This is a genomic window from Streptomyces sp. NPDC096048 (assembly GCF_044763415.1).
Taxonomy (GTDB): Bacteria; Actinomycetota; Actinomycetes; order Streptomycetales; family Streptomycetaceae; genus Streptomyces.
The window spans coordinates 355739-380844 of the sequence record NZ_JBIWGG010000004.1; the positions used below are offsets into that span (position 1 = coordinate 355739).

The window sequence follows — 25106 nt, forward strand, 5'->3', positions numbered from 1 at the left end:
ATGAACGCCTTGAACTCCCTGATGGACGGCTTCGGTACGGCCCTGACGCCGCTGAACCTCCTGTGGGCCGCCGTCGGTGTGCTGCTCGGCACGGCCATCGGCGTGCTGCCCGGCATCGGCCCCGCGATGGCCGTGGCACTGCTGCTGCCGGTGACGTACGGTCTCGACCCCGTCGCCGCGTTCATCATGTTCGCCGGCATCTACTACGGCGCGATGTTCGGTGGTTCGACCACCTCGATCCTGCTCAACACCCCCGGCGAGAGCGCCGCCGTGGTCGCGGCCATGGAGGGCAACCCCATGGCCAAGGCGGGGCGCGGCGCCCAGGCGCTGGCGGCCGCCGCCATCGGTCACTTCGCGGGCGGCATGATCGGCACGATCCTGCTGGTGGCGCTGGCGCCGACGGTCGCGGACCTGGCGGTGGACATCGGCGCGCCGGACTACTTCGCCATCATGGTGCTGGCGTTCATCGCCGTGACGTCGGTACTCGGTTCGTCGCGGATCAGAGGTCTGGCCTCCCTGCTGATCGGCCTGACGATCGGTCTGGTGGGCCTCGACCAGATGACGGGGCAGCAGCGGCTGACCTTCGGTTCGCTGCAACTCGCGGACGGCGTGGACGTGGTGATCGTCGCGGTCGGCCTGTTCGCGATCGGCGAGGCGCTGTGGGTGGCGGCCCACCTGCGGCGCGGGGCGGCCGAGCCGATCCCGGTGGGCCTTCCCTGGCTCGGCCGTGACGATGTGCGGCGGACCTGGAAGTCCTGGCTGCGCGGCCCGTTCATCGGCTTCCCGTTCGGCGCCATCCCGGCGGGCGGCGCGGAGATCCCCACGTTCCTGTCGTACGTCACGGAGAAGCGCCTGTCCAAGAACAAGGACGAGTGGGGCAAGGGCGCCATCGAGGGCGTGGCCGGCCCGGAGTCGGCGGCGTCGGCCTCGGCCGCGGGCACGCTGGTGTCCATGCTGACCCTGGGCCTGCCGACGACGGCGGTCGCGGCCGTCATGCTGGCCGCCTTCCAGCAGTACGGCATCCAGCCCGGCCCGCTGCTCTTCGAACGCGAACCCGAGCTGGTGTGGGGTCTGATCGCCTCCCTCTTCGTCGGCATGGTGCTGCTGCTCGCGCTCAACCTGCCGCTGGCCCCGGTGTGGGCCAAGCTGCTGCGCATCCCGCGGCCCTACCTCTACGCGGGGATCATGTTCTTCGCGGCGGTCGGCGCGTACGCCGTCGGCGGCGAGGTCGTCGACCTGGTGATCCTGCTGATCATCGGCCTGATCGGCTTCGGCATGCGGCGCTACGGGCTGCCGATCCTGCCGGCCGTCATCGGCGTCATCCTCGGCCCTAACGCCGAGCAGCAGTTGCGCCGCGCCCTGCAGATCAGCGACGGCAGCGTGACGGGCCTGGTCAACACGCCGTTCGCGGTGACGGTGTACGCGGTGATCGCGCTGCTGCTGGCGTGGCCGCTGCTGAAGCGGCTGGTGATCCGGGGACGGGCACGGTCCGACGCCTGATCCTCAGCCCAGGAAGCTCAGCCGGACCTGGCGGTCGGGGTTGTCCTTGTTGGTGTCCACCAGGCACACCGACTGCCAGGTTCCGAGTTCCAGGCGTCCGCCGATCACCGGCAGGGTCGCGTGCGGAGGTACGAAGGCGGGCAGGACGTGGTCGCGGCCGTGGCCGGGGCTGCCGTGGCGGTGCTGCCAGCGGTCGTCGGCGGGGAGCAGGGTGTGCAGGGCGGCCAGCAGGTCGTCGTCACTGCCGGCGCCCGTCTCGATGACCGCGATCCCGGCCGTGGCGTGCGGGACGAAGACGTTGAGCAGGCCGTCGCGACCGGCCGCCGCCTCGCGCAGGAAGGACTCGCAGTCGCCGGTGATGTCGGCGACCCGCTCCGCCGAGCCGGTGGCGAGGTTCAGGACTCGGGTGGTGAAGGCATTCGGCATGCCTCCCATCCTGACGTACGCGGCGGGCCGGACGCGGAACGTGGGGCACGTGATCACTCTGGGGCGGACTGGGGCGGACTGGGGGAAGATCGAGGCCCCCCGCTCCGTTGGTAGAAGCGTGAACAACACACGCGAGATCGAGGTCGTCGTCATCGGTGCCGGTCAGGCGGGGCTCGCCGCGGGGCATCACCTGCGGCGCACCGGGTTCGAGCCGGACCGCGACTTCGTGGTGGTCGACCACTCCCCCGCGCCGGGGGGCGCCTGGCAGTTCCGCTGGCCGTCGCTGACCTACGGCAAGGTGCACGGAATGCACGCGCTGCCGGGTATGGAGCTGACCGGCGCGGATCCGGCGCGGCCGTCCGCCGAGGTGGTCGGTGAGTACTTCGCGGCGTACGAACGGGCCTTCGACCTGCGGGTACGGCGGCCCGTCGACGTCCGTGCGGTGCGCGAGGGGACGGGCGGCCGGCTGCTCGTCGAGACGTCGGCCGGAACCTGGTCGACGCGGGCGCTGATCAACGCGACCGGTACCTGGGACCGGCCCTTCTGGCCGCGCTATCCGGGCCAGGAGACCTTCCGGGGACGGCAACTGCACACGGCGCGGTACGCCGGTCCCGAGGAGTTCGCCGGGCAGCGCGTGGTCGTGGTGGGCGGGGGCGCCTCGGGGACGCAGCACCTGCTGGAGATCGCCCCGCTCGCCGCGGCCACCACGTGGGTCACCAGGCGGCCTCCCGTATTCCGCGAGGGGCCCTTCGACGAGGAGGCGGGCCGGGCCGCGGTGGCGCTGGTGGAGGAGCGGGTCCGGCAGGGGCTGCCGCCGAAGAGCGTGGTGTCGGTGACCGGGCTGCCGCTGAACGACGCGATCCGGGCGGGGCTGGAGTCGGGTGTGCTGGACCGGCAGCCCATGTTCGACCGGATCACGCCCGACGGGGTCGAGTGGAGCGACGGGCGGCACGTGGCCGCGGACGCCATCCTGTGGGCGACCGGTTTCCGGCCCGCCATCGAGCATCTGAGGCCGCTGCGGCTGCGGGAGGCCGGCGGCGGTATCCGCGTCGAGGGGACGCGCGCGGTCGCCGACCCGCGGATCCATCTCGTCGGCTACGGTCCGTCGGCCAGCACCATCGGCGCCAACCGGGCCGGACGCGCGGCCGTACGGGACATCAGGCGGCTGCTGACCGAACAGGCGCCGGTCGCCGCGTGACGCCCCGCCCGGTCAGGTGGCCTCGGCCTCTTTCGAGGCGCTCTCCCGGAGGCGGTTGAACTCGGCGACGTTGCGCTGGTGCTCGGCGTAGTCGGCGGTGAAGCGGGTGTCGCCCGGCTTGACCGTGACGAAGTACAGCCAGTCGCCGGGGGTCGGATTGATCGCGGCACTCATCGCCTCGTCGCCGGGGTTGTCGATGGGGGTGGGCGGCAGTCCCATGCGCTGGTACGAGTTGTAGGGGCTGTCGATCTTGGTGTCCTTGGTGGTGGTGTCCAGGCTGGAACGGCCCAGGGCGTAGTTGATGGTGGAGTCCATCTGCAGCGGCATCCCGCGTTCCAGCCGGTTGAAGACCACTCGGGCCACCTTGCCCATGTCCTCCTCGTCGGCGGCCTCCGCCTGCACGATGCTGGCGATGGTGACCGCCTGGTAGACGTTCAGCGCGTTGCGCTGGGCGCCCGCGGCGATCGGCGCGCCGGTGAACTTCTTGTGCGCCGTGTCGACCATGGCCGTCAGCAGTTTCTCCGGCGTCGGGTTCTCGCCGAGCGGGTAGGTCGCCGGGAAGAGATAGCCCTCGGGGTTGCCCTCGGCGTCGTTCGGCAGCTTGAGGTTGGCCTTGGCCAGGGACTTCTTGGTGGTGCCGGGGGGCAGGGCGAGGGTCTTGTCGACGGCCTCGTAGACCTGGGTCGCGCGCCATCCCTCCGGGATCACCAGGGACGTGGGGCGGGACTCGCCCTCTTCGTCCGTCGTCAGCAGCGGCACCGCCACGGCGGTACCGGCCACGACGGCGCCGGTCACGATCAGGGCGATGCGGCCCCGGCGCGTCAGTCGGATCGTTCTCCTGGTGCCTCTCGTGCTCCGTCGCGGAGTGTTCGTCTGCATGCGGGCACGGTAACCCCCATGCGCACGCAAACCCGGCATATCGTCATCTTGTCGGCTCCAGTCGGGCGTCCCGGCGGACCAGTGCCGCGTAGCGCCCGTCCCGCGCCAGCAGCTCCTCGTGCCCGCCCTGTTCGGCCAGGCGTCCGGAGTCGAGGACCACGATCAGGTCGGCGTCCCGGACGGTGGACAGGCGGTGCGCGATGGTGATCGTGGTGCGGTTGGCGGACAGGGCGTCGATGGCGTCCTGCACGGCGGCCTCGGTACGGGTGTCCAGCGCACTGGTCGCCTCGTCCAGGACCAGGACGGGCGGGTCGCGCAGGATGGTGCGGGCGATGGCCAGCCGCTGCTTCTCACCACCGGAGAAACGGTGTCCGCGCTCGCCGACCACCGTGTCGTAGCCCTCGGGCAGGGCGGCGATGTGCTCGTGGATCTGGGCCGCCCGCGCCGCCGCCTCCAGCTCCGCGTCGGTGGCGTCCGGCTTGGCGAAGCGCAGGTTCTCGGCGACCGAGGCGTGGAAGAGGTAGGTCTCCTGGGAGACGACTCCGACGGCGCGGGCGAGGGTGTCGAAGTCGAGGTCGCGCACGTCGACCCCGTCGAGCGTGACCCGGCCGTCCGTCACGTCGTACAACCGGGGCACCAGGTGGCCCAGCGTGGACTTGCCTGCGCCGGTCGGGCCGACGACGGCGAGGCTGCTGCCGGCGGGGACGGTGATGTCGATGCCGTCGAGGATCGGGCCGCTCTCGCCGTCGTAGCGGAACTCGACGCCCTCGAAGCGGACCTCGCCCTTGACGCGGTCGAGGTGGACGGCGCCGTCCCGCTCGGTGATGTCGATCGGCAGGTCGAGGTACTCGAAGATGCGCTGGAAGAGCGCGAGCGACGCCTGGATCTGGACACCGGTCGACAGCAGGCTCACGGCCGGGCGGAACAGTCCCTGCTGGAGCGAGACGAAGGCGACGATCGTGCCGAGGGAGACGTCCGGGCCACCGAGTTGCAGGGCGATGCCCGCGGTCCAGTAGATGACGGCCGGCATGGCCGCCATGACGATCGTGATGACGGCCATCCGCCAGCGGCCCGCCATGTTCGACCTCACTTCGAGGTCGACCAGGCTCTCGGACTCGTCGGAGAAGGCGCGGGTGAGCGAGTCGGAGCGGCCCATGGTGCGGCCGAGCAGGATGCCGCTGACGGAGAGCGACTCGGTGACCGTGGCGGCCATCGCCGCCATCTGCTTCTGCCGCTGGGTGGTGATCTTCCTGCGTTCCCTGCCGACGCGGCGGCTGATCCACACGAACACGGGGAGCAGGAGCAGCGAGACGACGGTGAGGCGCCAGTCGAGGACGAGCATGGCGACGATCGTGGCGACCACGCTGGTCAGGTTGGAGACCAGGGAGGTCGCCGTGGAGGTGACGGTGGCCTGCATGCCGCCGATGTCGTTGGCGATGCGGGACTGGACCTCGCCGGTGCGGGTGCGGGTGAAGAAGGCGAGGGACATCCGCTGCAGCCGGCCGTAGACGGCGGTGCGCAGGTCGTGCATGACACGCTGGCCGACGGTCGTGGAGATCAGCGTCTGGAGCACCCCGAAGACGCTGGTGAGGACCGCGCCGAGGATCATGCCGAGGGCGAGCAGGCTCAGCAGGCCGGTGCGCCCCTCGGGGATCGCGACGTCGAGGATCTCCTTCAGCAGGAAGGGGGTGGCGACGGAGACGAGCGACGCGGCACCGACGAGCAGTCCGACGATCGCGAGGCGTCCCCGATAGGGCTGGAAGAGTCGCAGGATACGACGCACCTGCCGCGGCTGTCCCTTCGCGTCGACGGGTGCGGTCCAGGCGGTTTCGTGATCGGGATGCATGGGCTCCTACGGGGGGTCGGCCGGGGAGAGGCCGGCGACGACTGCGGGTGAGACGACCGGAGGTGCGACGACCGGAGGTGCGACGACTGCGGGTGGCGCACCGCCTTCGCGAGACGCCGGCGACCTTTTGGATCGTAGCTCATTGTTACCTATACTCACAATGAACGTCATCCTGATATTGTTCCCGTATGACCGCCCCCGATCCCGACGGCCCGCTCGCCGAACAGTTGCTGCGGCTCACCCGCCGGGTGCACCGCATCCAGAAGCGCCATCTCGAGCACCGCGACCTCGGCATCACACCGGCCCAGTCCCGGCTGCTGCGCACCCTGGCGCACTACGGCTCGCCGCCCCGCATGGCCGACCTGGCCGAGCGGCTGGAGGTCGTGCCCCGGGCGGTGACGACGCTGGTCGACGCGCTGGAGGCGGCCGGCAAGGTACGCCGGGCCCCGGACCCGGCCAATCGCCGGGTCATCCGGATCGAGCTCACCCCCGACGGGAGTACGGCCCTGCGGGAACTGCACAGCGCGCGCCGGTCCGCGGCGGAGGAGATCCTCGCCCCGCTGACGGACGAGCAGCGCGCGGTGCTCGGCGGGCTGTTGGACACGCTGATCGACGGGCCCTGTCCCGGGCCGGGCCGTCGGGCGGAGTAGCCGGGAGTCGCGCCGTCAGGCCTGGAGGCGCGTGCCGTCAGGCTTTGAGTCGCGTGCCGTCAGGCTTTGAGGCGCGTGGCCTCAGGCTTTGAGTCGCGTGCCCTCAGGCCTGGAGGTGCGCCCTGTCCCCCATGACCGCCACCGGGTGCCGGTCCGGGTCAAGTGTGCGCAGCAGGTACTCCATCGCCGGCTTGGGCAGGCTGACGCAGGCCGAAGTCCCGCTGCCGTGGTCCATATGCAGCCAGATCCCGCCGCCCTTGGACGCACCCTCGGGACGCGTCGGATCGTTCGGCGGGGTGCCCTTGACCCGGTTGTAGTCGATGGCGATGACGTAGTCGAAGTCGTGCCAGTACGCCTTGTCCCACCACCTCGGTGCCGCGAAGGCGGCGGACCGGGTGTACGGCAGGCCGGTGCCGGGGGCCGGATCCGGGAGGACGCCGCCCGCGTCGCTGAGCGTGAACACGCCGACGGGGCTGCGCTTGTCGTTCTCGTGGTGGTCGGTCGTCCAGCCCTCCGTGCCGTTGTGCGCCGCCCAACTGCGGGCGCGGTGCCAGGCGGAACCCTGCTTCGTGTACAGCACCACCGTCGAATCGGCGGAGTCGCCGCCGTCGCCGTACACCGCGACGACCTGACGGGAGTCCGTGGGGATGCGGCGCTGGAGCCGGTCGCCGACGCCGGGGATCCGTGTCGGGTCGGCCGTGGTCGCACTGCTGCGGCCCGCTCCGTCGTCGGCGGGATCGCTCGCCGGGGCGTCCGAGCCGCGCTCGGACGGGCCACCGCACGCGGACAGCGCCGTCATCAGGGATCCAAGGGCCACCATCGCGACCGCCGTACGCCGTGCACCACCGCTCCGCATCGGTCCATGGTCGCACTCGCACCGCTCCGGTGCCGGAGCGGTGCGGCGGGCGGCAGCCGGATTCGTACCCCGCCGCGGAAAACCGCTTGATTTTCGGCACTGCGCGACGCGAACCTTTCACGGTTTGCAGCCTCTCGATGCCGTATTGCAACGGCACCCCCTGACACGAGCCACTGGGACGTCATGCAGATCCAAGACCTTCCGTTTCCCGACCCGGGGGTGCCGGACGCACGCTCGGGGCCCCGATTCCTGTGGTGGCTGTTCCGCAACCAGCTGGGTGGACAACTCAAGTCACTGGCCTGGGGCCTGCTGCACTTCGCCTCCGTCTCCGCCCTGCCGTTCTGCGTCGGTCTCGCCATCCAGGCCGTCGTCGACCGTTCCGGCACCCAGCTCGCCGTCGCCGGCGGTGTCATGGTGCTGTGCTGCGCCGGCAACGCGATCGGCGACACCTTCCTGCACCGCACCGCCGTCACCAACTGGATCACCGCCGCGGCCCGCGTCCAGCAGTTGCTGGCCCGCAAGACCGCGCTGCTGGGCTCGGCGCTGACCCGGCGCGTCGCGGCCGGTGAGGTCGTGGCCGTCTCCACCGGCGACGTCGAGAAGATCGGCTGGTTCGTGGAGGCCGTCTCCCGCTTCACCGCGGCGGCGCTGACCATCGTGCTGGTCTGTGTGGCCCTGGTCGTCTACGAGCCGGCGCTCGGCGTCGTCGTGATCCTGGGCCTGCCGGTGCTCGCCCTCGCGGTACTGCCCCTGCTGCCCCGGGCCACCCGGCGGGCCGACATCCAGCGCGAGAAGGCCGGCCGCGCCACCGAACTGGCCTCGGACACCGTCGCGGGGCTGCGCGTGCTCCGCGGTATCGGCGGTGAGGAACTCTTCCTCGACCGCTACCGCAGCGCCTCCCAGGAGGTGCGCCACGCTGCCGTGCGCAGCGCCCGCATGTGGTCCCTGATCTCCGCGATCCAGGTAATGCTGCCGGGACTGCTGCTGATCGCGGTGGTGTGGCACGGCGTCCACCTCGCCCGCGAGGGCCGCATCGGCGTCGGTGAACTCGTCACGGTCTACAGCTCGGTCATGATCCTCACCTACCCGCTTCGGCACTTCGAGGAGATCGCCATGGCGTACTCCTTCTCCCGGCCCTCGGCCAAGCGGGCCGCCCGGGTGCTGGCGCTGGAACGGGCCACCGACACCGCGGGGTCGCGCGCTGCCGAGGTCCCGGCCGGGGACCTGTACGACCCCACCACCGGTCTGCTCGCCCCGGCGGGCCGGTTCACCGCCGTGGTGTGCGGCGACCCCGACGAGGCCGGGCGCCTGGCGGAACGGCTCGGTGGGCACCCGTCGGAAGAGGGCACGTCGGCCCTGCTGGGCGGGGTGCCGCTCGACGAGCTGCCGCTGAAGTCCGCGCGCACCGCGGTCCTGGTCCAGGACAAGGACCCGGTGCTGCTCTCCGGCACACTGCGTGAGCTGCTCGACGTGCCCGCTTCCGGCGCGGTCGGCGCCGAGGACGCGCTGGCCGCCGCCCAGTGCGACGACGTACTGGCGGCACTCGCCCAGGGATCACTCGGCGCCGACGACCCGATGGACGCCCGCATCACGGAGCGGGGCCGCTCGCTGTCCGGCGGCCAGCGCCAACGGCTGGCGCTGGCCCGGTCCCTGATCACGGATCCGGAGGCACTCGTCCTCGACGAACCGACCTCCGCCGTGGACTCGCACACCGAGGCACGGATCGCGCAGGGGGTGCGCACCCTGCGCGCCGGACGCACCACGGTGGTGTTCACCTCGTCGCCGCTGCTGCTGGACCGCGCGGACCGGATCGTGTTCCTGCACGACGGCGAGGTGGCGGCGGTCGGCGCGCACCGGGAACTGCTGCACACCGAGCCCCGGTACCGGACGGTGGTGACGCGCGAGACCGACGAGGAGACCGCGGCCCACGGGGACGGGACGCCGGCCGGAGACCAGCCGCAGCCGGCCAAGACCCTGGACAAGGGCCTGGGAAAGGGCCAGGACAAGACCCTGGACGACGACGTCCTCGGCGACGACGACGTACTGCACCGACTGGAAGAGATCGAGGAGACGGCATGATCGGCGTCGCGCCACCGTCGTACGACCCGGCGGCCCCGACGACGGCGAGCACCCTGCCCGTCGGCGGGCCCGCGACCGTACGCGCGTACGCGGGAGAACTGCTGCGCCGGCACCGCCGCGCGTTCCTCTTCCTCGTCGGCGTCAACACCGTCGCCGTGATCGCCTCGATGGCGGGCCCCTACCTGCTGGGCGGGCTCGTGGAGCGGGTGTCGGACGACGCACGCGAGTTGCACCTCGGCCTCACGGCCACGGTGTTCGTGCTCGCGCTCGCCGTCCAGGCCGTGTTCGTGCGGGAGGTGCGGCTGCGCGGGGCCATGCTCGGCGAGCGGATGCTGGCCGATCTGCGCGAGGACTTCCTCGTGCGGTCGGTCGGGCTGCCGCCCGGCGTGCTGGAGAGGGCCGGCACGGGCGACCTGCTCTCCCGGATCACGACCGACATCGACCGGCTCGCCAACGCCATGCGCGAGGCCGTGCCCCAGCTGGCCATCGGCGTGGTGTGGGTGGTGCTGCTGCTCGGCGGGCTGGTGGTCACGGCTCCGCCGCTGGCGCCCGCGGTGCTCGTCGCGGTGCCGTTGCTGGTGATCGGCTGCCGCTGGTACTTCCGGCGAGCGCCCTCCGCCTACCGCTCGGAGGCCGCCGGGTACGCCGCCGTGGCCGCGGCGCTCGCCGAGACCGTGGACGCCGGGCGCACCGTCGAGTCGCACCGCCTGGACACCCGTCGCATCGAACTGTCGGAGCGCCGGATCAAGGAGTGGACGGCCTGGGAGCGGTACACACTCTGGCTGCGGTCGGTGCTCTTCCCGGTCATCAACGTCACCCATGTGACCGTGCTCGCCTCCGTTCTGCTGATCGGCGGTGTGTTCGTCCTGCAAGGCTGGATCGGGGTCGGTCAGCTGACCACCGCGGCACTGATCGCGCAGATGCTCGTCGACCCGGTCGGCATCATCCTGCGCTGGTACGACGAGCTCCAGGTGGCGCAGGTGTCCCTGGCCCGGCTGGTGGGTGTGCGGGACATCGAGCCGGACGCCGGTGACCCTTCTCTGGCTCCCGACGGACGGCACGTGCACGCCGACCGCGTGCACTTCGGCTACCTCGAGGGCGTGGACGTCCTGCGCAAGGTCTCGCTGGAGGTCGCCCCCGGCACGCGGCTCGCCCTGGTCGGCCCCTCGGGCGCCGGCAAGTCCACGCTGGGCAGGCTGCTGGCCGGCATCTACGGTCCCCGCGACGGCCGGATCACCCTGGGCGGCGCGGAGCTGTCCCGGATGTCCGCCGAACGGGTCCGCTCGCACGTCGCCCTCGTCAACCAGGAGCACCACGTCTTCGTGGGCTCCCTGCGCGACAACCTCCGCCTCGCCCGGACCGGTGCCACCGACGCCGAGCTGTGGGCGGCGCTGGGCGCGGTCGACGCGGACGACTGGTCCCGCGCTCTCGACGAGGGCCTGGACACCGAGGTCGGCTCGGGCGGCTACGCGCTCACCCCCGCCCAGGCCCAGCAGATCGCGCTGGCCCGTCTGGTGCTGGCCGACCCGCACACCCTGGTGCTGGACGAGGCGACGTCCCTGCTCGACCCGCGGGCAGCACGCCACCTCGAACGGTCCTTGGCCAGGGTCCTGGACGGCCGCACGGTGGTCGCGATCGCCCACCGTCTGCACACCGCCCACGACGCGGACGTCATCGCCGTCGTCGAGAAGGGCCGGATCAGCGAACTGGGCAGCCACGACGAGCTCGTCGCGGCGGACGGCGCCTACGCGGCGCTGTGGCGGTCGTGGCACGGATGATCACGCTCCACTCGTCGGCGGCCCGGGCGAGGCGATACGCGCCACCGGACCGTGACCGGGGTCGCCGGATGTGGCGGGTGGCGGTTGAACCGCGGTCGGGGGTGCCGGGGCGCTGTCGGTACTCGTCCGGGGCGCTGGTCGTGCTGGGGCACTAGTCGTGCGCAGCCGGGTGCTTGCCGTATTCGGCCGGGGCCCACCGGTGCTCCGGGGGGGTGCTTGGCCGGGGCCCACTGGTCCTCCGGGGGGCGGGCGGTGCTTGGCCGGAAACGGGGAAGTCCGGTCGAAGCCACAGTCGCCCGGACAAAGCCCACCGGCGCCCGGACCACCCCCGCCGGCGCCCGGCCGAAACCGACGGGGACTCGGCAGGGCGCGGCAGGCCCGGTGGCACACGACCGGTACCCGGACGGAGCAGGCCGGAGGTCGGTCGGGCCCGGCCGGGCCCGGCACGGTCCCGCCCGTTGCTCGGCCGGGGCGGGCCTCTGGCCGGCCGGTGAGTCGGGGGTGCCGGGGTGCTGGGAGACGCGGGCGCCGGGGCGCCGCTCGACGGCCGTGGCGTTGCGCGGTCCCGAAAGGGAGTGGAAGTCTGGGAGGAGGCACCGGCTCGGGGTGAGCCCGGGAACCGTGCGGTTCCGAGACGGGTGACGCCTGTGCCCCGTGCAGCGGCGGCCCGCCGCGGTCCACGGCGAGAAGGGGCCCGTCCCCACCCCCTGGAGGTACCCGTGAACAGCGCCGACGGATGGGGAGATGACGTCTACCAGCCCGACGGATCCGAGCAGCGGGAGGACACCGGTCTGCTCGACGGCGAGGACACCCTCGAGTACGACGGTGTCACCGATCCTCTCGACCGGGGCTGGTCCCCGCCCGAGCGCCCCTGGGCAGTGGAGCACACCGGTGTGACGGCCGCCGAACGGCAGCGGGGCGAGACCCTGGAGCAGCGGCTCGCCGAGGAACGGCCGGATGTGCTCGCACCCGACGGCGACGGACTGGGCGACTCCGAGGGCACCGACGGGGAACTGCTGGACAACGAGGTCGGCGCGGACCGTTCCGGCCGGCTCGTGGCACCCGACGAGGGGGCGCACGAGGACGAGGAGCCGGCGCTGGTCGCCCTGGACGTGGGCATCGACGGCGCGGCCGCCTCCGCCGAGGAGGCCGCGATGCACGTCGTCGACGAGGACTCCCTGCCCGGCTGACGCCACCGACGACGGCGTTCGCGTGCCGTCGCCCCGATGATCCACGCCGTACGAGGAGCAACCATGCAGCAGGACAAGCATCCCGACTACCGGCCCGTCGTCTTTCGTGACCGCAGCGCCGGGTACGCCTTCCTCACCCGGTCCACCGCGACCAGCGACCGGACCATCGAGTGGGACGACGGCGAGACCTACCCGGTGGTGGACGTGGAGATCTCCTCGGAGAGCCACCCCTTCTACACGGGCAAGGCGCGCACGGTGGACTCGGAGGGGCGGGTCGCCCGCTTCGAGCGGCGCTACGGCCCAGGCGAGGGCCAGGGTGCCGACGCGGCCGGCTGAGCGGGCCGGATACCCCTCGTGCCTCAGACCGTCCCTCAGATGAAGTTGAGCGCCGCCGCGCCGCCCACTCCCCCGAGCAGCATGAACGCCGGCATCAGCACCTTCAGCTCCACCCAGCTGCCCGCCCGGAACCGCATGGCCTTCGGCGGGCCGATGGGGTACCAGCGCTTGCGGCCCACGGGTATCGGCCAGAGTATGGGGCAGCCCGAGACGGTCAGCGCGTCCCCGATGTCGTGCACCAGCGCGCCGAGCACGATCGGCAGACCCAGCCACAGGTACTCCTGGCCCGGTGCGGTGAACAGCCAGTCCGCGCCCCCCTCCGGCTTGTCCAGTATCCCGGCCAGGATCCACGCGCTGGTCCCGGCCAGCAGCCACACCAGCACGTCGCTGCTGGAGCCGCGGGTCGCGCGCCAGAGCAGGCCCTCGATGGCCAGCACCATGTGCACGAAGAGGATCGCCAGGACCGCCCAGCGACCACCCGTGATGGCCAGGACCGAGGTGCCTCCGCCGATCATGACCGCCCACAGCCAGGTGTGCGTCAGCGTGCGGTGCCCCCCGGAACGGCGCGGGTCGCCCTGTTTCTTCGTGGCCTTGTAGACCGCGTACGACAACTTGTCGACGATTTCGCACAGCCCCCGAGAGACCGGTCCGAAGGCCCGGGAGATGGTGGCCGCCTTGTGGTCGAGATCCGGGGCGAGCGCCGCGCCGGCACAGATCAGGGCTCCGGCGAGCAGCACCGGCCAAGGCATCGAGTGCCCTGCGGCGGCGGTCGCCGCCCCGACGCCGAGCCACGCCGCGGCGCCGGACAGTGAGTGTGCTGGTCCCATCATCGCCGTTGCCCGCCCCATTCCTCGTGTGCCGCTGTGCAGTTGTCCGGGTCCGCTGATGCCTCGTCGGCGACCCAGCGTAGCGTTCGTGATCTTCACACGGACAGCCGATTCCCCCATCACGGCCGAGGCCAGGCAAGATGGGTGCGTGACCCTCATCGATCAGCTGCCGCGGACCGCCGACCCCGATGCCCTGTACGAAGCCTTCGAGGCGTGGGCCCAGGATCGCGGTCTCACGCTCTACCCCCATCAGGAGGAGGCGCTGATCGAGGTGGTCTCCGGGGCGAACGTGATCGTGTCGACGCCCACCGGCTCCGGCAAGAGCATGATCGCGGCGGGCGCCCATTTCGCCGCTCTGGCCCGCGACGAGGTCACCTTCTACACGGCCCCGATCAAGGCGCTGGTGTCGGAGAAGTTCTTCGAACTGTGCAAGATCTTCGGCACCGAGAACGTCGGCATGCTGACCGGCGACGCCTCCGTGAACTCCGACGCCCCCGTCATCTGCTGCACCGCCGAGGTCCTGGCGTCGATCGCGCTGCGTGACGGCAAGCACGCGGACATCGGCCAGGTCGTCATGGACGAGTTCCACTTCTACGCGGAACCGGACCGCGGCTGGGCCTGGCAGATTCCCCTGCTGGAACTGCCGCAGGCCCAGTTCGTCCTGATGTCGGCCACGCTCGGTGACGTCTCCTTCTTCGAGAAGGACCTCGCGCGTCGCACCGGGCGCCCCACGGCTGTGGTCCGCTCGGCCACCCGGCCCGTGCCCCTCTCCTACGAGTTCCGCTACACGCCGCTCACCGAGACGCTCACCGATCTGCTGGCGGCCCGGCAGGCCCCCGTCTACATCGTCCACTTCACGCAGGCGCAGGCCGTGGAGCGGGCGCAGGCGCTGATGAGCATCAACATGTGCACGCGGGAGGAGAAGGAGCGGATCGCCGAGCTGATCGGCAACTTCCGCTTCACCACGAAGTTCGGCCGCAATCTCTCCCGCTACGTCCGGCACGGCATCGGTGTCCACCACGCGGGCATGCTGCCCAAGTACCGGCGGCTGGTGGAGAAGCTCGCGCAGGCCGGTCTGCTGAAGGTGATCTGCGGTACGGACACGCTCGGCGTCGGTGTCAACGTCCCCATTCGAACAGTGCTGTTCACGGCTCTGTCCAAGTACGACGGCACCCGGGTGCGCACGCTGCGGGCCAGGGAGTTCCATCAGATCGCCGGCCGGGCCGGGCGCGCGGGGTTCGACACGGAGGGCTTCGTCGTCGCCCAGGCGCCCGAGCACGTCGTCGAGAACGAGAAGGCACTCGCCAAGGCCGGTGACGACCCGAAGAAGCGACGCAAGGTCGTCCGCAAGAAGGCGCCCGAGGGCTTCGTCGCCTGGTCGGAGAGCACGTTCGACAAGCTCATCACCTCCGAGCCGGAGCCGCTGACCTCCCGCTTCCGGGTCACGCACACGATGCTGCTGTCGGTGATCGCCCGGCCAGGCAACGCCTTCAGGGCGATGCGGCACCTGCTGGAGGACAACCACGAGCCGCGCAAGCAGCAGCTCAGGCACATCCGTCGGGCGATCGCCATCTACCGCTCGCTGCTGGACGGCGGCATCGTCGAGAAGCTCGACCGGCCCGACGCGGAGGGGCGCATCGTCCGTCTCACGGTGGACCTGCAGCAGGACTTCGCACTGAACCAGCCGCTGTCCACGTTCGCCCTGGCCGCGTTCGAGCTGCTGGACCCGGAGTCCCCGTCGTACGCGCTGGACATGGTGTCGGTGGTGGAGTCCACGCTGGACGACCCGCGGCAGATCCTCGCCGCCCAGCAGAACAAGGCGCGCGGTGAGGCCGTGGCCGCGATGAAGGCGGACGGGGTCGAGTACGAGGAGCGCATGGAGCGCCTCCAGGACGTCACGTACCCGAAGCCCCTGGAGGAGCTGCTCTTCCACGCCTACGACACGTACCGCAGGAGCCACCCCTGGGTCGGTGACCATCCGCTGTCCCCGAAGTCGGTCATCCGGGACATGTACGAGCGGGCGCTGACCTTCACGGAGCTGGTCTCCCACTACGAACTGGCCCGCACCGAGGGCATCGTGCTGCGCTACCTGGCGAGCGCCTACAAGGCCCTCGACCACACCGTCCCGGACGACCTGAAGTCCGACGACCTGCAGGACCTGATCGAGTGGCTCGGCGAGATGGTGCGCCAGGTCGACTCCAGCCTGCTGGACGAGTGGGAGCAGCTCGCCAACCCGGCGGAGATGACCGCCGAGGAGGCGCAGGAGAAGGCCGACCAGGTGCGGCCGGTCACCGCCAACGCGCGCGCCTTCCGTGTGCTGGTCCGCAACGCCATGTTCCGCCGTGTCGAGCTCGCCGCTCTCGACCAGGTCGACGCGCTGGGCGAGATGGACGCCGACGCCGGCTGGGACGCCGACGCGTGGGGCGAGGCCATGGACAAGTACTGGGACGAGTACGACGACCTCGGCACCGGTCCCGACGCCCGCGGTCCCAAGCTGCTGGTGATCGAGGAGGAGCCGCAGAACAGCCTGTGGCGCGTGCGGCAGATCTTCGACGACCCGAACGACGACCACGACTGGGGCATCAGCGCGGAGGTCGACCTCACGGCCTCCGACGCTGAGGGCCGGGCGGTCGTCCGCGTCACCGATGTCGGCCAGCTGTGAGCACAGGAGAATCCCACCCATGACGAATCCGGCCGAGAGCCTCGTCGCCCTGCTCGACCTGGAGCAGATCGAGGTCAACATCTTCCGTGGCCGCAGCCCCGAGGAGTCGCTGCAGCGGGTCTTCGGCGGCCAGGTGGCCGGCCAGGCGCTGGTCGCCGCGGGCCGCACCACTGACGGCGACCGCCCGGTGCACTCGCTGCACGCGTACTTCCTGCGCCCGGGACGCCCGGGCGTGCCGATCGTGTACCAGGTCGAACGAGACCGGGACGGGCGGTCGTTCACGACCCGCCGGGTCACCGCCGTGCAGCAGGGCCGCACGATCTTCACGCTCACCGCCTCCTTTCACAAGCCTGAGCAGGGGAGTTTCGAGCACCAGCTGCCTCCGGCCCGCAAGGTCCCGGATCCCGAGTCCCTGCCGACGGTCGCCGACGAGGTGCGGGAGCACCTGGGCGCGCTGCCGGAGCAGTTCGAGCGGATGGCCCGCCGCCAGCCCTTCGACATCCGCTACGTGGACCGGCTGCGCTGGAGCGCCGACGAGGTCGAGAGCGCCGAGCCCCGCAGCGCGGTGTGGATGCGCGCGGTCGGGCCGCTCGGCGACGACCCGCTGGTGCACACCTGCGCTCTGACCTACGCCAGCGACATGACCCTTCTGGACGCCGTGCGCATCCCGGTCGAACCTCTGTGGGGTCCACGGGGCTTCGACATGGCGTCGCTGGACCACGCCATGTGGTTCCACCGGCCGTTCCGTGCGGACGAGTGGTTCCTGTACGACCAGGAGTCACCGATCGCGACCGGTGGACGGGGTCTGGCGCGGGGACGGATCTATGACGCGGAGGGGCGCATGCTGGTGTCCGTCGTCCAGGAAGGGCTGTTCCGGGCCCTGTAGGTCAGGAGTCTCTGCGCCGCAGCCGGCCCAGCAGGCCGCGGAGCCGTCCGGGTTCCTCGGCCGCGTGCGGCGTCGGTTCCCGGCCCGGCGGGGTCGAGAGGGGGCGAGGGGCCGGACGTGGCGCCGGACGCTGCCCGCGCGCGGCTTCCGCCGCGCCCGCCAGGTCCGCGCGGAGCCAGTCGACCTCGTCCGGGTCCACCGCCGTCATGATCTCCTCGGCGAGCTGCGCGGCCGGGGAGCCGGGCGAACCGTGGGCGGGCGTCACCGGGCGGAACCGGTGCAAGTGGGAGCGCTCGTAGGGGTCCCTGACGACCCTGGAGACCTCGACCGGGTCGAGCAATGACGCGACGGCCGCGGCCCGGGCCCACGGGTCGTCGGCCTGACGGAGCAGGAACCCCAGGTGCCGTCCCCTCCAGTTACGGGGACGCAGGTCCAGGCCCTCCGTCAGCTGGTCCCGCAGGCCCTCGGGCGTACGGCCCTTCAGCAGTGCGGCGTTCCTCTCGTCGGACGCGAACTGCCGTAGCTCTTCGGCCAGATACAGCCACACGACGGCCCGATAGCGGTTGACGTAGAACTTCACGGGCACCAAGAGACCCAGGCGTGCGAGGCGGGTGAACCGGGCCCTCGGCACTTCCATGAGGGCAGCGCCTTCCATGGTCCCGACGGCCCGGACACTGTCCCTCAGCGCCTCGGGGAAGCCCTCCCCCGCCCGGATCCGTGCGATCTCCTCGCGCGCGACGCGTCGGCCGCCTCCTCCCTCGTCGGGTACGGTACGGATGCGTCCGAGGTGTACGGCGAGGTCGAGATCACTGCGCCTGAGGCCCAGTTCTCGTGCCGCGCGGTTCGGCGCGAGCGAGGTTTCGTGGGTGGCGCCTCGGGCGCTGGCGCGGGTGGCGCCGATCTGTTCGGCAGTGGTTGTGATCTTGTGCGTGATGGTGTTCCCGGACATGGTCGTCTCCCCCGTGGAGTGTGCGGCCGGCACTGTCCGCGCCCGCCTGACACAAGACCGTAGCCGCTGCCGCGACATCCGTGGCGGGCCTGTGGACAACTCCGCAGCCGCCTCCACGAAAGCAGGGAAACCCCAGGTCAGAGATCCGTGGGGGATATCCGGCCCGGTTGTCGAGCGTCGACGTCGAGGTGCTCACCGACCCGGTTCACGAGCAGGGTCATCTCGTAGGCGATCTGCCCGATGTCGGTCTCCGCGCCGCTGAGCACGCACAGGCAACTGCCCGAGCCCGCCGCGGTCACGAACAGTACGGCGTCGTCGAACTCGACCATCGTCTGCCGTACCTGACCCGCGCCGAAGTGGCGGCCCGAGCCCTTGGCCAGGCTGTGCAGCCCGGACGAGACGGCCGCGAGGTGCTCGGCGTCCTCGCGCCGCAGGCCCGTACTCGCCCCGGTCACCAGCCCGTCGTTGGACAGGACCAACGCATGCCGGACGTGTTCGACGCGCTCGGTCAGGTCGTCCAGCAGCCAGCCAAGTCCCTGGTTCTGCACCATGTCCCGGTCTCCCCGTGTTGTCCCCGTGTGCGTGCTCTCCTCCTGGCCGGAGGATCTGCCCGCCAGCCTTCACCACGCTTGTGCTCCGGGCAAGGAGGATGGGGGCATGGCACAGAAGATGACCGATGAGGAGTGGCGAGCGTTCGTCTCGGACGGCACCCGCACCGGGAAGCTCTCGACCGTTAGGGCGGACGGCAGCCCGCATGTGGCACCGATCTGGTTCCTGCTGGACGGGGACGACGTGGTGTTCAACACCGGCAAGGACACCGTGAAGGGACGCAATCTGGCCCGTGACGGCCGGGTCGCCCTGTGCGTGGACGACGACCGGCCGCCCTTCGATTTCGTCGTGCTGCAGGGGCGCGCACGGATCTCGGAGGACCTCGACGAACTCCGGCACTGGGCCGCCAGGATCGGGGCCCGGTACATGGGCGAGGAGCGCGCCGAGGAGTTCGGGGCCCGCAACGGCGTTCCGGGCGAGCTCCTCGTCCGCGTCACCGTGGACAAGGTCCTGGCTCAGAAGTCCGTGGCGGACTGACGCCGGTCCGTCGGAGGCCCGCGACCGGTTGGTCCGGCGGGGCCCGCGGCCTGACCGGCCGGAAGGGGCCGGCCGGTCAGCGCACGGAGTCGAGCAGCCGGGCGGTGTGCATCCGTCCGGCGTACTCGACGAGCCGGATCAGCGGATGTCGGTGCCGCTGACCCGGAAGCCGAGCATGGCCACGAAGTGCATCGTCCAGATGCCCGTGCCGATCGCCGAGGCCGCGGTGAGCAGCCAGTTGCGGCGCGCGCGCCCGGTGGCGGCGAGGGCGCGCACGGTGCAGCGCAGTCCGAGGGCTGCGCCGGTACAGGACATCGCGTACGACAGCGCGGGGGTCAGCCAACCCAGGGCGACGTGGTCCAGGTGTCCCATGGCCCCGGGACGCTAGTCCCGGCGAGGGCGCACAACGGGGGCGCATTCCGAAAGGTGTTGCTATCTGACCCGGGAAAGCGCTGGAACGATCGCGTCATGCTCGAATGTGTGCGCTGCGGCATCCCCTGTGTCATTGGGGGACCTGTGTCATGGGGACCTGTGTCATAGGGACCTGTGCCGTTGGGGGATCATGCGGAGCATGAGCGACGACCACACGCACGTTCAGGAGTTCTTCGGCGCCCGCGCCGCCGACTGGGACAGCCGGTTCCCCGACGACGGTCCCGCGTACGCGGCCGCGGTCGCCGAGCTAGGCCTGCGGGAGGGTGATCACGTGCTCGACGCGGGCTGCGGAACGGGACGGGCCCTGCCTCCCTTGCGTGCGGCCGTGGGCCCGTCGGGCCTGGTTGTCGGGGCTGATCTGACGCCCGCCATGCTCCAGGCCGCCGCACGGGCCGGGAGGGACCGTGACGGACACCTGCTGCTGACCGACGTCGCCGCGATGCCGCTGCGGTCGCGGACGCTCGACGCCGTGTTCGCGGCGGGCCTCGTGGCTCACCTGCCCGATCCCGCCGGCAACCTGCGGGAGTTGGCGCGCGTCGTGCGTCCCGGCGGGGTGCTCGCGCTGTTCCATCCGATCGGAAGAGCGGCGCTCGCGGCGCGCCAAGGGCGGCGGATCACGCCGGACGACCTGCGGGCCGAGCCCAACCTCCGGCCGCTGCTCGCCGGTTCCGGCTGGCGCATGACGTCGTACGTCGACGAGGACGCCCGCTTCCTGGCCCTGGCCGTGCGTGAGAACTGACGCTTGCGCGAGGGCTGACCGCTCGGACCACTTGTGCGCGTAAGGGCTGACCGCCCGGACCTCTCGCGCGGGTACCGGCCGCATGCGCTGACGCTGACCGGCCGCTGCGCGCCGAAGAGCTGGACGACCCCTTCCTGCGCGGCGTCCTGCCCATCGCGCGAGCCACCTCCAGGACTGAACTCAACCGGCCGCGCGGGACGATCGGTTCACTCGGCGGCTGACGTGTCGATATGGCGGACCGGACAGCCCCGTAGGCCGGGGACCGGGCGGGTGCCCAGTTCGGCCAGCCGGTACCCGTTCGGGTAGCCCTTGATCTCCCGGTTCTGCCGGGCGTGGTGCGGAGCGCGCCTCGGCGGCATCAAGCGGACCGCGCGGCCGCGCAGCCGCACCGCGCGGCGTACCAGCGCACGAGTGGCGGGGCTCGGTGGCGTGTAACGGAAAGCCCGCAGGAGGGGCTCGTCGAGCAGGGCGAGGATCCCGGTACGCAGGACCGGAGCGAGAGGGCTCGGATACCAGGAGACCATGAGGTCGAGTGTCGCGTCGGAGACGCGGCGCGCACCTTCGTCCCAGGCGAAGTGGGCCTCCTCATAGGCGTCGAGGCAGGCTTCGAACTCCTCGTAGGATTCGGGAATGTCCTTGATGCCCATGTGCCGTCCCAGCGTGCGGTAGTGGACGGCGGACGCGACGGTCTCGTGGCGCGACAACCTGCGCCAGCCGTAGGCGTCTATCCAGCGTTTGGGGGTCACGACGAACGTGCACAGGACGTACCGCATGTCGTCGTTCGGGATGTCGTAGCCGCGGTGCATCTGGTTGATGCGCCGGATGGCCGTGTGTCCCTGCTCGCTGCCGAAGCCGTGCTCGACGACGGCGTCCAGAAGCAGCGCCGTGTCGTCGTACCGCTTCTGCGCCCGGTCCGTGAACTCCGCCGTCTCGGCCAGCAGTCGGCCGATGCTCGGGACGGCGTAGGTGCGGTAGAGCGCCAGCTCCAGAGCGCGGCTGAAGTCCCACGGGAACTCGTACGCCGAGGCCAGCCGATAGATCTCCGAAGCGTCCTCGTAAGGGTCCAGCCGCCGGATCTGTGCCAGTCGTTCGAAGCGCTCCACGTGGCCGTCCCCTTCTGCCGTCGAGGCTTCAACTCTACGTTGAGTGGCAGGAGATGCACGATCAGCCATGGCTGCCATGGCTGTCGACAGGGGAGGGGTGATCCGCTTGTTCGGCAGGATCCGCGAGGCCTGGCACAGATCTCGCGCCGCTCGGCGCACGGAGGGAAGAACGGGAGGGGAGCAGCGCTCGCACAATCTGTTCGAGGCCGCCGCCGCGTACGTCTCGGCGTGCGCGGACGACGACCAGGAAGGGATCGACGAGGCAGCGGGCTGGGTGTCGCCGGAGGCCCTTTCGTTCGGGGTGAACGAGTTGGCGTGCCGGGCCGTGATCGCGCTCGCGCGGGAACGCGGTGAGTCGCCGCGGGTCGTGGCCCGTGCCCTCCTCGGACTGCCCGCGGCCTGACCCCGCCCGTCCGTCACAAGCGGGCGATTCGCCCCGTCCAGCCGGAAAACTGCAGCTCGGGTGCGTCTGGGAGTCGTGACAAGGGCTTCCCTGGCGCACTAGGGTGCGCGCCATTGGACGAACCGATGGGGAGGCTGAGATGGCCGGGACGGACGAGGACGCCGTCGCCGCCGAGGACGATGCACTCTATGTGCTCACGGCGGTGCTCCTGACGCCGGCGAAGTTTCCGAGTGTGCTGGGCGACGACTACCCGGAGGCGTGCGCGGCGCTCGGTCTGCCACCGCTGGCGGACGGCTACGGCCTGGTACTCGGCCAGGACGGTGACGGCGCCCGGTGGACCGTCGTCGTAGACGACGTCTCGCTGGTGGCCGTCGCCGTGGCCTCCTGGGACTGCGGCATGGAGTACGACCTGTCGCCGGACGAGCGTACGGTCGTCGCCGCGCTGCCCGGCTGGCCCCTCGCGGTCGCCGTGGCGGCCCCCGACGTGCCCGCGCCGCACGACCCCGACCTCGAGTCCGCCGACCAGCCGGCGCTGTCGCCGCCGGACACCACTGTGTGGGGGCCCGCGCAGCGGCGTATGGGAGCCGACGAGATCGCCGCGCAGTGGGCGCAGTGGCGAGAGCAGATCGACGACGCGGACTTCCCGGTGACGGGCGGCGACGCCGGATCCGTGGACGACGCGCCGGGCGACGACGCGAGCGAGGACTCGGGCGTCGGCGAGGGCACGGAGACCGGTGCCGCAGACGAGTCCGGTACCCGGGATGCCGGTGCCGGCCCCACGGACGCCGGTGGCGGCCCCATGGACGCCGGTGCCGGGTCCTCCGGGCACGGCGGTGTCCGGCGGGTGCTCGCAGAGGCCCGCGCCTACGTCGACACGCCCCCGCCGCTCGGCCGGGTCCGGTCCTCGTTCGCGCCGGGGGACGCTCGGACGCTGCGTGCCGACGGCCCCGGTTGGTCGCTCGTCGCCAGAACCGACGACATCGCCTTCATCCTGCTCGACGAGGAACCCGGTGAGGTCCTGCCCGTGGGGCGGGGCCCGTCGCTGCCCGGACTCCTGGAGGCCCTCGACAAGATGGCCGTAAGGCCGAGCTGACCCGAGGACACCGGGGCCCGTTGCCGCTGGGAGTCGGGCGCCTCGTGTCTCCGACTGTCTTCAACCTCTATGGCCGGCTCTCTTCCGATGTGGCTCCCACCCATGGAAGAGGTCGTAGCGGACCCGCACGATGGGGCGGCCCTCAACTCCACTCCCCGTCGCGCCTGGAGTCCCTGATGCGTCTGCCCCGTGGTGTTCCGATCCTCGCCGCCGTTGTGACGGCTGTCTCGCTCATCGGCCCGTCGCCCGTCGCCGCGGTGACGGGCGGTGAAGGCGGACACTGCGCCCGCCAGGAGCGCGTACGAGTACCGGGTGCCGCCCTCCAGCGCAGGGCCTGCTTGGACGATCTGACCACCACCGGACTGGCGGGCACCGCCTACACCGACATGGCCGACCAGGCCGGGCTGACGGCCGGCGGCACCTGGACGCCGTCCGGAGTGCCCGGCATCCAGGTCGACGGGTATTTCCCGGACTCCTCCGGCTTCAACGACACGCACGGCTGGCGGCACGACGCGCAGTTCGTGATCCGGCTGCCGGACCACTGGAACGGCGGCCTCGTCGTGACGGGGGCACCGGGTACCCGCAAGCAGTACGCCACGGACAAGGCGATCTCCGACCGTGCTCTCGCGCAGGGGTACGCGTACGCCGCGACCGACAAGGGCAACAGCGGAACAGACTTCTACCGGGACGGCGTCCGGCCCGGAGACGCGGTCGCCGAGTGGAACGCACGCACCACCCAGCTCACCCGGGCCGCCCGCCGGGTGGCCGCCCAGCGCTACGGGCACGCGCCGCGCCACACCTACATCGCGGGCATCTCCAACGGCGGCTATCTCACCCGCTGGCAATTGGAGAACCACCCGGAGCTGTACGACGGCGGCGTGGACTGGGAAGGAGCGCTGTGGACCGCGAACGGCCCCAGCCTCCTCACGTCCCTGCCGGTGACGGTGGCCCGGATGTTCGGCGCCGCACGGGACGAGGACATGTACGCGGCGGGCTTCGCGCGCGGCTCCGAGTTTCTGTGGCCATATCACGAGAAGGCCTACTGGGGCTTGACCCAGAAGATCTACCGGGCCGAGTTCGACCCGGCCCACGATCCCGGCTGCCCGGGACCGGCCGCCGGGTCCACCCTGGAGGAGATCCTGGCGCCGTGCCCCTCCGACGCGGCATACGACTACGCGGAACGCCCCGCCTCCGTCCGCCGCGCGGTGGGCCGGGTCGCGCTGACCGGACGTATCGGCAAACCGCTGATCACACTGCACGGCGATCTGGACACGCTGCTGCCCAAGGCCACCGACTCCGACGTGTACGCGCGCATGATCGACAACGGGGGGCGAGGCGAGCTGCACCGCTATTACACGGTCAGGGGCGGCACGCACGTCGACGGGCTGTACGACACGTATCCCGACAGGCTGCGGCCGATCCTGCCCTGCTTCCGATCAGCCTTCGACGCGCTGACCGCATGGGTGGAGCAGGGCACCCCGCCACCCGCGGACCACACGATCGACAGGCCCGCGAGCGGCGACGTGGTCAACTCCTGCGCCCTCACCGAAACGGCCGAGACCACCGAGGCCGCCGAGACCACCGAGGCCGCCGAGACCACCGAGGCCACTGAGACCACCGAGGCCACTGAGATCCCCGAGACCACCGAGGCGTCCGAGGCGCGGCGTCAGCGCCTCAACGGCCGATCTCCTTGCGCGTGACGCGGCGCAGCCTGCGCCGCTGCGCGGGGTCCAGGGTGAGGTAAGCGGCGGCCGGGACTCCCAGCACTATGAGCAGGGCGGCCCACCAGGGCAGCCAGATCAGCAGGACGAGCCCGACCGCCACGCCCCCCGCTGCGACTTTGGCGTTCTTCGACATGATGTCGCCTCCTTCGCGGCCACTGCCGCTCTCTGTCCTGAAAACGGGCCCACGCTCCCGACGGTTCCGTACCGCGACCCTGAGACGTCCCTGAGGCCGGACCCTTACTCACCCCCTAGAACCCGTCGGCGACTCCGTTCCGAGAGAGCACCTTTCCATCTGAATAGTGACCCACGCCACAGTTCGGCCGCACCCTCCAGCCTCGGGAGTCATGTACAGTCGGCGACCGCACCCCGGCTAGTCAAGTTTGAGGAATACACCATCGCTGCGCAGACCACTCTCCCGGCCCCGCCCCCCGACATTGCCGAACTCGCCCACTGCTGTGCTGTTT

The 25106-nt window shown here is 71.4% G+C and carries 23 protein-coding genes and 3 pseudogenes; 15 read left to right on the top strand and 11 right to left on the bottom strand.

The features are described from left to right. The gene (locus tag ACIQ6R_RS12700) at positions 1-1500 is read left to right on the top strand and encodes a tripartite tricarboxylate transporter permease (protein WP_404180547.1); all 1500 of its coding nucleotides are present in this window, start codon (positions 1-3) and stop codon (positions 1498-1500) included. Positions 1501-1503: 3 nt separating this feature from the next. On the opposite strand, the gene ACIQ6R_RS12705 is transcribed toward ACIQ6R_RS12700, so the two are convergent. Then, on the bottom strand, positions 1504-1926 hold the full coding sequence (locus ACIQ6R_RS12705; protein ID WP_404180550.1) for a YjbQ family protein: 423 nt from the start codon (positions 1924-1926) through the stop codon (positions 1504-1506). A gap of 118 nt (positions 1927-2044) precedes the next feature. Here ACIQ6R_RS12705 and ACIQ6R_RS12710 point away from each other — a divergent pair, with 118 nt between their 5' ends. Next, positions 2045-3124 carry an NAD(P)-binding domain-containing protein gene (locus tag ACIQ6R_RS12710; protein WP_404220757.1) on the top strand — a complete coding sequence of 360 codons (1080 nt, stop codon included), beginning with the start codon at positions 2045-2047 and terminating at the stop codon, positions 3122-3124. A 12-nt stretch (positions 3125-3136) separates the two neighbouring features. Here the strand turns inward: ACIQ6R_RS12710 and mltG are convergent, their stop codons facing one another. After that, complete coding sequence (gene mltG, locus ACIQ6R_RS12715; protein WP_404220759.1) at positions 3137-4003, bottom strand: endolytic transglycosylase MltG; 867 nt, start codon at positions 4001-4003, stop codon at positions 3137-3139. A gap of 43 nt (positions 4004-4046) precedes the next feature. Then, positions 4047-5849, bottom strand: a complete 1803-nt coding sequence (locus tag ACIQ6R_RS12720) for an ABC transporter ATP-binding protein (protein WP_404220761.1) — start codon at positions 5847-5849, stop codon at positions 4047-4049. Between the two features lie 188 nt (positions 5850-6037). Between ACIQ6R_RS12720 and ACIQ6R_RS12725 the strand changes: the two genes are divergently transcribed. Beyond that, the gene (locus tag ACIQ6R_RS12725; RefSeq protein WP_404180562.1) at positions 6038-6499 is read left to right on the top strand and encodes a MarR family winged helix-turn-helix transcriptional regulator; all 462 of its coding nucleotides are present in this window, start codon (positions 6038-6040) and stop codon (positions 6497-6499) included. Positions 6500-6602: 103 nt separating this feature from the next. Here ACIQ6R_RS12725 and ACIQ6R_RS12730 read toward each other — a convergent pair whose 3' ends face one another. Next, positions 6603-7355, bottom strand: a complete 753-nt coding sequence (locus tag ACIQ6R_RS12730; RefSeq protein WP_404220764.1) for a hypothetical protein — start codon at positions 7353-7355, stop codon at positions 6603-6605. A gap of 183 nt (positions 7356-7538) precedes the next feature. On the opposite strand from ACIQ6R_RS12730, the gene ACIQ6R_RS12735 reads away from it, so the two are divergent. From ACIQ6R_RS12735 to ACIQ6R_RS12750, 4 genes are all read left to right on the top strand, one after another. Then, positions 7539-9434: an ABC transporter ATP-binding protein gene (locus ACIQ6R_RS12735; protein WP_404220767.1), complete on the top strand. Its 1896-nt coding sequence runs from the start codon at positions 7539-7541 to the stop codon at positions 9432-9434. Continuing rightward, complete coding sequence (locus ACIQ6R_RS12740) at positions 9431-11212, top strand: ABC transporter ATP-binding protein (protein WP_404220769.1); 1782 nt, start codon at positions 9431-9433, stop codon at positions 11210-11212. The genes ACIQ6R_RS12735 and ACIQ6R_RS12740 overlap by 4 nt, the downstream gene beginning before the upstream one ends. Positions 11213-11931: 719 nt before the next feature. Beyond that, positions 11932-12402 carry a DUF5709 domain-containing protein gene (locus ACIQ6R_RS12745; RefSeq protein WP_404220771.1) on the top strand — a complete coding sequence of 157 codons (471 nt, stop codon included), beginning with the start codon at positions 11932-11934 and terminating at the stop codon, positions 12400-12402. A gap of 63 nt (positions 12403-12465) precedes the next feature. Further along, positions 12466-12738 carry a type B 50S ribosomal protein L31 gene (locus ACIQ6R_RS12750; protein WP_404220773.1) on the top strand — a complete coding sequence of 91 codons (273 nt, stop codon included), beginning with the start codon at positions 12466-12468 and terminating at the stop codon, positions 12736-12738. A 35-nt stretch (positions 12739-12773) separates the two neighbouring features. Here the strand turns inward: ACIQ6R_RS12750 and ACIQ6R_RS12755 are convergent, their stop codons facing one another. Continuing rightward, complete coding sequence (locus ACIQ6R_RS12755; protein ID WP_404220776.1) at positions 12774-13568, bottom strand: metal-dependent hydrolase; 795 nt, start codon at positions 13566-13568, stop codon at positions 12774-12776. A gap of 145 nt (positions 13569-13713) precedes the next feature. On the opposite strand from ACIQ6R_RS12755, the gene ACIQ6R_RS12760 reads away from it, so the two are divergent. Both ACIQ6R_RS12760 and ACIQ6R_RS12765 read left to right on the top strand, forming a co-directional pair. Continuing rightward, positions 13714-16227: a DEAD/DEAH box helicase gene (locus ACIQ6R_RS12760; RefSeq protein WP_404180583.1), complete on the top strand. Its 2514-nt coding sequence runs from the start codon at positions 13714-13716 to the stop codon at positions 16225-16227. Positions 16228-16246: 19 nt separating this feature from the next. Continuing rightward, on the top strand, positions 16247-17113 hold the full coding sequence (locus ACIQ6R_RS12765) for an acyl-CoA thioesterase (RefSeq protein ID WP_404180586.1): 867 nt from the start codon (positions 16247-16249) through the stop codon (positions 17111-17113). A gap of 1 nt (position 17114) precedes the next feature. Here ACIQ6R_RS12765 and ACIQ6R_RS12770 read toward each other — a convergent pair whose 3' ends face one another. Together ACIQ6R_RS12770 and ACIQ6R_RS12775 are read right to left on the bottom strand one after the other, a co-directional pair. Continuing rightward, complete coding sequence (locus tag ACIQ6R_RS12770) at positions 17115-18062, bottom strand: DUF6397 family protein (RefSeq protein ID WP_404220778.1); 948 nt, start codon at positions 18060-18062, stop codon at positions 17115-17117. A 137-nt stretch (positions 18063-18199) separates the two neighbouring features. Then, positions 18200-18613, bottom strand: coding sequence for a roadblock/LC7 domain-containing protein (locus tag ACIQ6R_RS12775; RefSeq protein ID WP_055420617.1), 414 nt, complete (start codon positions 18611-18613; stop codon positions 18200-18202). Positions 18614-18719: 106 nt separating this feature from the next. Between ACIQ6R_RS12775 and ACIQ6R_RS12780 the strand changes: the two genes are divergently transcribed. Further along, entirely contained in the window at positions 18720-19148 is a 429-nt protein-coding gene (locus ACIQ6R_RS12780) for a PPOX class F420-dependent oxidoreductase (RefSeq protein WP_404220781.1), read from the top strand. A gap of 76 nt (positions 19149-19224) precedes the next feature. Here ACIQ6R_RS12780 and ACIQ6R_RS12785 read toward each other — a convergent pair. Together ACIQ6R_RS12785 and ACIQ6R_RS12790 are read right to left on the bottom strand one after the other, a co-directional pair. Then, a pseudogene (locus ACIQ6R_RS12785) lies at positions 19225-19290 on the bottom strand (ATP-binding protein); the annotation flags it as partial. Further along, positions 19290-19520: pseudogene (locus tag ACIQ6R_RS12790) on the bottom strand (MHYT domain-containing protein); the annotation flags it as partial. The pseudogenes ACIQ6R_RS12790 and ACIQ6R_RS12785, both read right to left, overlap by 1 nt. Before the next feature lie 199 nt (positions 19521-19719). On the opposite strand from ACIQ6R_RS12790, the gene ACIQ6R_RS12795 reads away from it, so the two are divergent. Further along, positions 19720-20319 carry a class I SAM-dependent methyltransferase gene (locus tag ACIQ6R_RS12795; protein WP_404220784.1) on the top strand — a complete coding sequence of 200 codons (600 nt, stop codon included), beginning with the start codon at positions 19720-19722 and terminating at the stop codon, positions 20317-20319. 89 nt (positions 20320-20408) lie between these two features. Beyond that, positions 20409-20540 (top strand): annotated as a pseudogene (locus ACIQ6R_RS12800) (PadR family transcriptional regulator); the annotation flags it as partial. Here ACIQ6R_RS12800 and ACIQ6R_RS12805 read toward each other — a convergent pair. Further along, positions 20526-21422: an oxygenase MpaB family protein gene (locus ACIQ6R_RS12805; RefSeq protein ID WP_404180602.1), complete on the bottom strand. Its 897-nt coding sequence runs from the start codon at positions 21420-21422 to the stop codon at positions 20526-20528. The pseudogene ACIQ6R_RS12800 and the gene ACIQ6R_RS12805 overlap by 15 nt on opposite strands. 67 nt (positions 21423-21489) lie before the next feature. On the opposite strand from ACIQ6R_RS12805, the gene ACIQ6R_RS12810 reads away from it, so the two are divergent. The 3 genes from ACIQ6R_RS12810 (at position 21490) to ACIQ6R_RS12820 (ending at position 24618) form a co-directional block, all read left to right on the top strand. Further along, positions 21490-21825: a hypothetical protein gene (locus tag ACIQ6R_RS12810; RefSeq protein WP_404220787.1), complete on the top strand. Its 336-nt coding sequence runs from the start codon at positions 21490-21492 to the stop codon at positions 21823-21825. Between the two features lie 139 nt (positions 21826-21964). Further along, complete coding sequence (locus tag ACIQ6R_RS12815) at positions 21965-22918, top strand: hypothetical protein (RefSeq protein ID WP_404220789.1); 954 nt, start codon at positions 21965-21967, stop codon at positions 22916-22918. Between the two features lie 176 nt (positions 22919-23094). Then, on the top strand, positions 23095-24618 hold the full coding sequence (locus tag ACIQ6R_RS12820) for a tannase/feruloyl esterase family alpha/beta hydrolase (protein ID WP_404220791.1): 1524 nt from the start codon (positions 23095-23097) through the stop codon (positions 24616-24618). On the opposite strand, the gene ACIQ6R_RS12825 is transcribed toward ACIQ6R_RS12820, so the two are convergent. Beyond that, positions 24593-24775, bottom strand: coding sequence for a hypothetical protein (locus ACIQ6R_RS12825; RefSeq protein ID WP_404220793.1), 183 nt, complete (start codon positions 24773-24775; stop codon positions 24593-24595). The two genes, ACIQ6R_RS12820 and ACIQ6R_RS12825, sit on opposite strands and share 26 nt — an antisense overlap. Positions 24776-25106 lie beyond the last annotated feature (331 nt).

Coding starts and splice junctions, on each gene's coding strand:
- ACIQ6R_RS12700 (WP_404180547.1), top strand. CDS start 1: ATGAACGCCTTGAACTCCCTGATGGACGGCTTCGGTACGGCCCTGACG.
- ACIQ6R_RS12705 (WP_404180550.1), bottom strand. CDS start 1,926: ATGCCGAATGCCTTCACCACCCGAGTCCTGAACCTCGCCACCGGCTCG.
- mltG (WP_404220759.1), bottom strand. CDS start 4,003: ATGCAGACGAACACTCCGCGACGGAGCACGAGAGGCACCAGGAGAACG.
- ACIQ6R_RS12720 (WP_404220761.1), bottom strand. CDS start 5,849: ATGCATCCCGATCACGAAACCGCCTGGACCGCACCCGTCGACGCGAAG.
- ACIQ6R_RS12725 (WP_404180562.1), top strand. CDS start 6,038: ATGACCGCCCCCGATCCCGACGGCCCGCTCGCCGAACAGTTGCTGCGG.
- ACIQ6R_RS12730 (WP_404220764.1), bottom strand. CDS start 7,355: ATGCGGAGCGGTGGTGCACGGCGTACGGCGGTCGCGATGGTGGCCCTT.
- ACIQ6R_RS12735 (WP_404220767.1), top strand. CDS start 7,539: ATGCAGATCCAAGACCTTCCGTTTCCCGACCCGGGGGTGCCGGACGCA.
- ACIQ6R_RS12740 (WP_404220769.1), top strand. CDS start 9,431: ATGATCGGCGTCGCGCCACCGTCGTACGACCCGGCGGCCCCGACGACG.
- ACIQ6R_RS12750 (WP_404220773.1), top strand. CDS start 12,466: ATGCAGCAGGACAAGCATCCCGACTACCGGCCCGTCGTCTTTCGTGAC.
- ACIQ6R_RS12755 (WP_404220776.1), bottom strand. CDS start 13,568: ATGATGGGACCAGCACACTCACTGTCCGGCGCCGCGGCGTGGCTCGGC.
- ACIQ6R_RS12765 (WP_404180586.1), top strand. CDS start 16,247: ATGACGAATCCGGCCGAGAGCCTCGTCGCCCTGCTCGACCTGGAGCAG.
- ACIQ6R_RS12770 (WP_404220778.1), bottom strand. CDS start 18,062: ATGTCCGGGAACACCATCACGCACAAGATCACAACCACTGCCGAACAG.
- ACIQ6R_RS12775 (WP_055420617.1), bottom strand. CDS start 18,613: ATGGTGCAGAACCAGGGACTTGGCTGGCTGCTGGACGACCTGACCGAG.
- ACIQ6R_RS12780 (WP_404220781.1), top strand. CDS start 18,720: ATGGCACAGAAGATGACCGATGAGGAGTGGCGAGCGTTCGTCTCGGAC.
- ACIQ6R_RS12795 (WP_404220784.1), top strand. CDS start 19,720: ATGAGCGACGACCACACGCACGTTCAGGAGTTCTTCGGCGCCCGCGCC.
- ACIQ6R_RS12810 (WP_404220787.1), top strand. CDS start 21,490: ATGGCTGCCATGGCTGTCGACAGGGGAGGGGTGATCCGCTTGTTCGGC.
- ACIQ6R_RS12815 (WP_404220789.1), top strand. CDS start 21,965: ATGGCCGGGACGGACGAGGACGCCGTCGCCGCCGAGGACGATGCACTC.
- ACIQ6R_RS12820 (WP_404220791.1), top strand. CDS start 23,095: ATGCGTCTGCCCCGTGGTGTTCCGATCCTCGCCGCCGTTGTGACGGCT.
- ACIQ6R_RS12825 (WP_404220793.1), bottom strand. CDS start 24,775: ATGTCGAAGAACGCCAAAGTCGCAGCGGGGGGCGTGGCGGTCGGGCTC.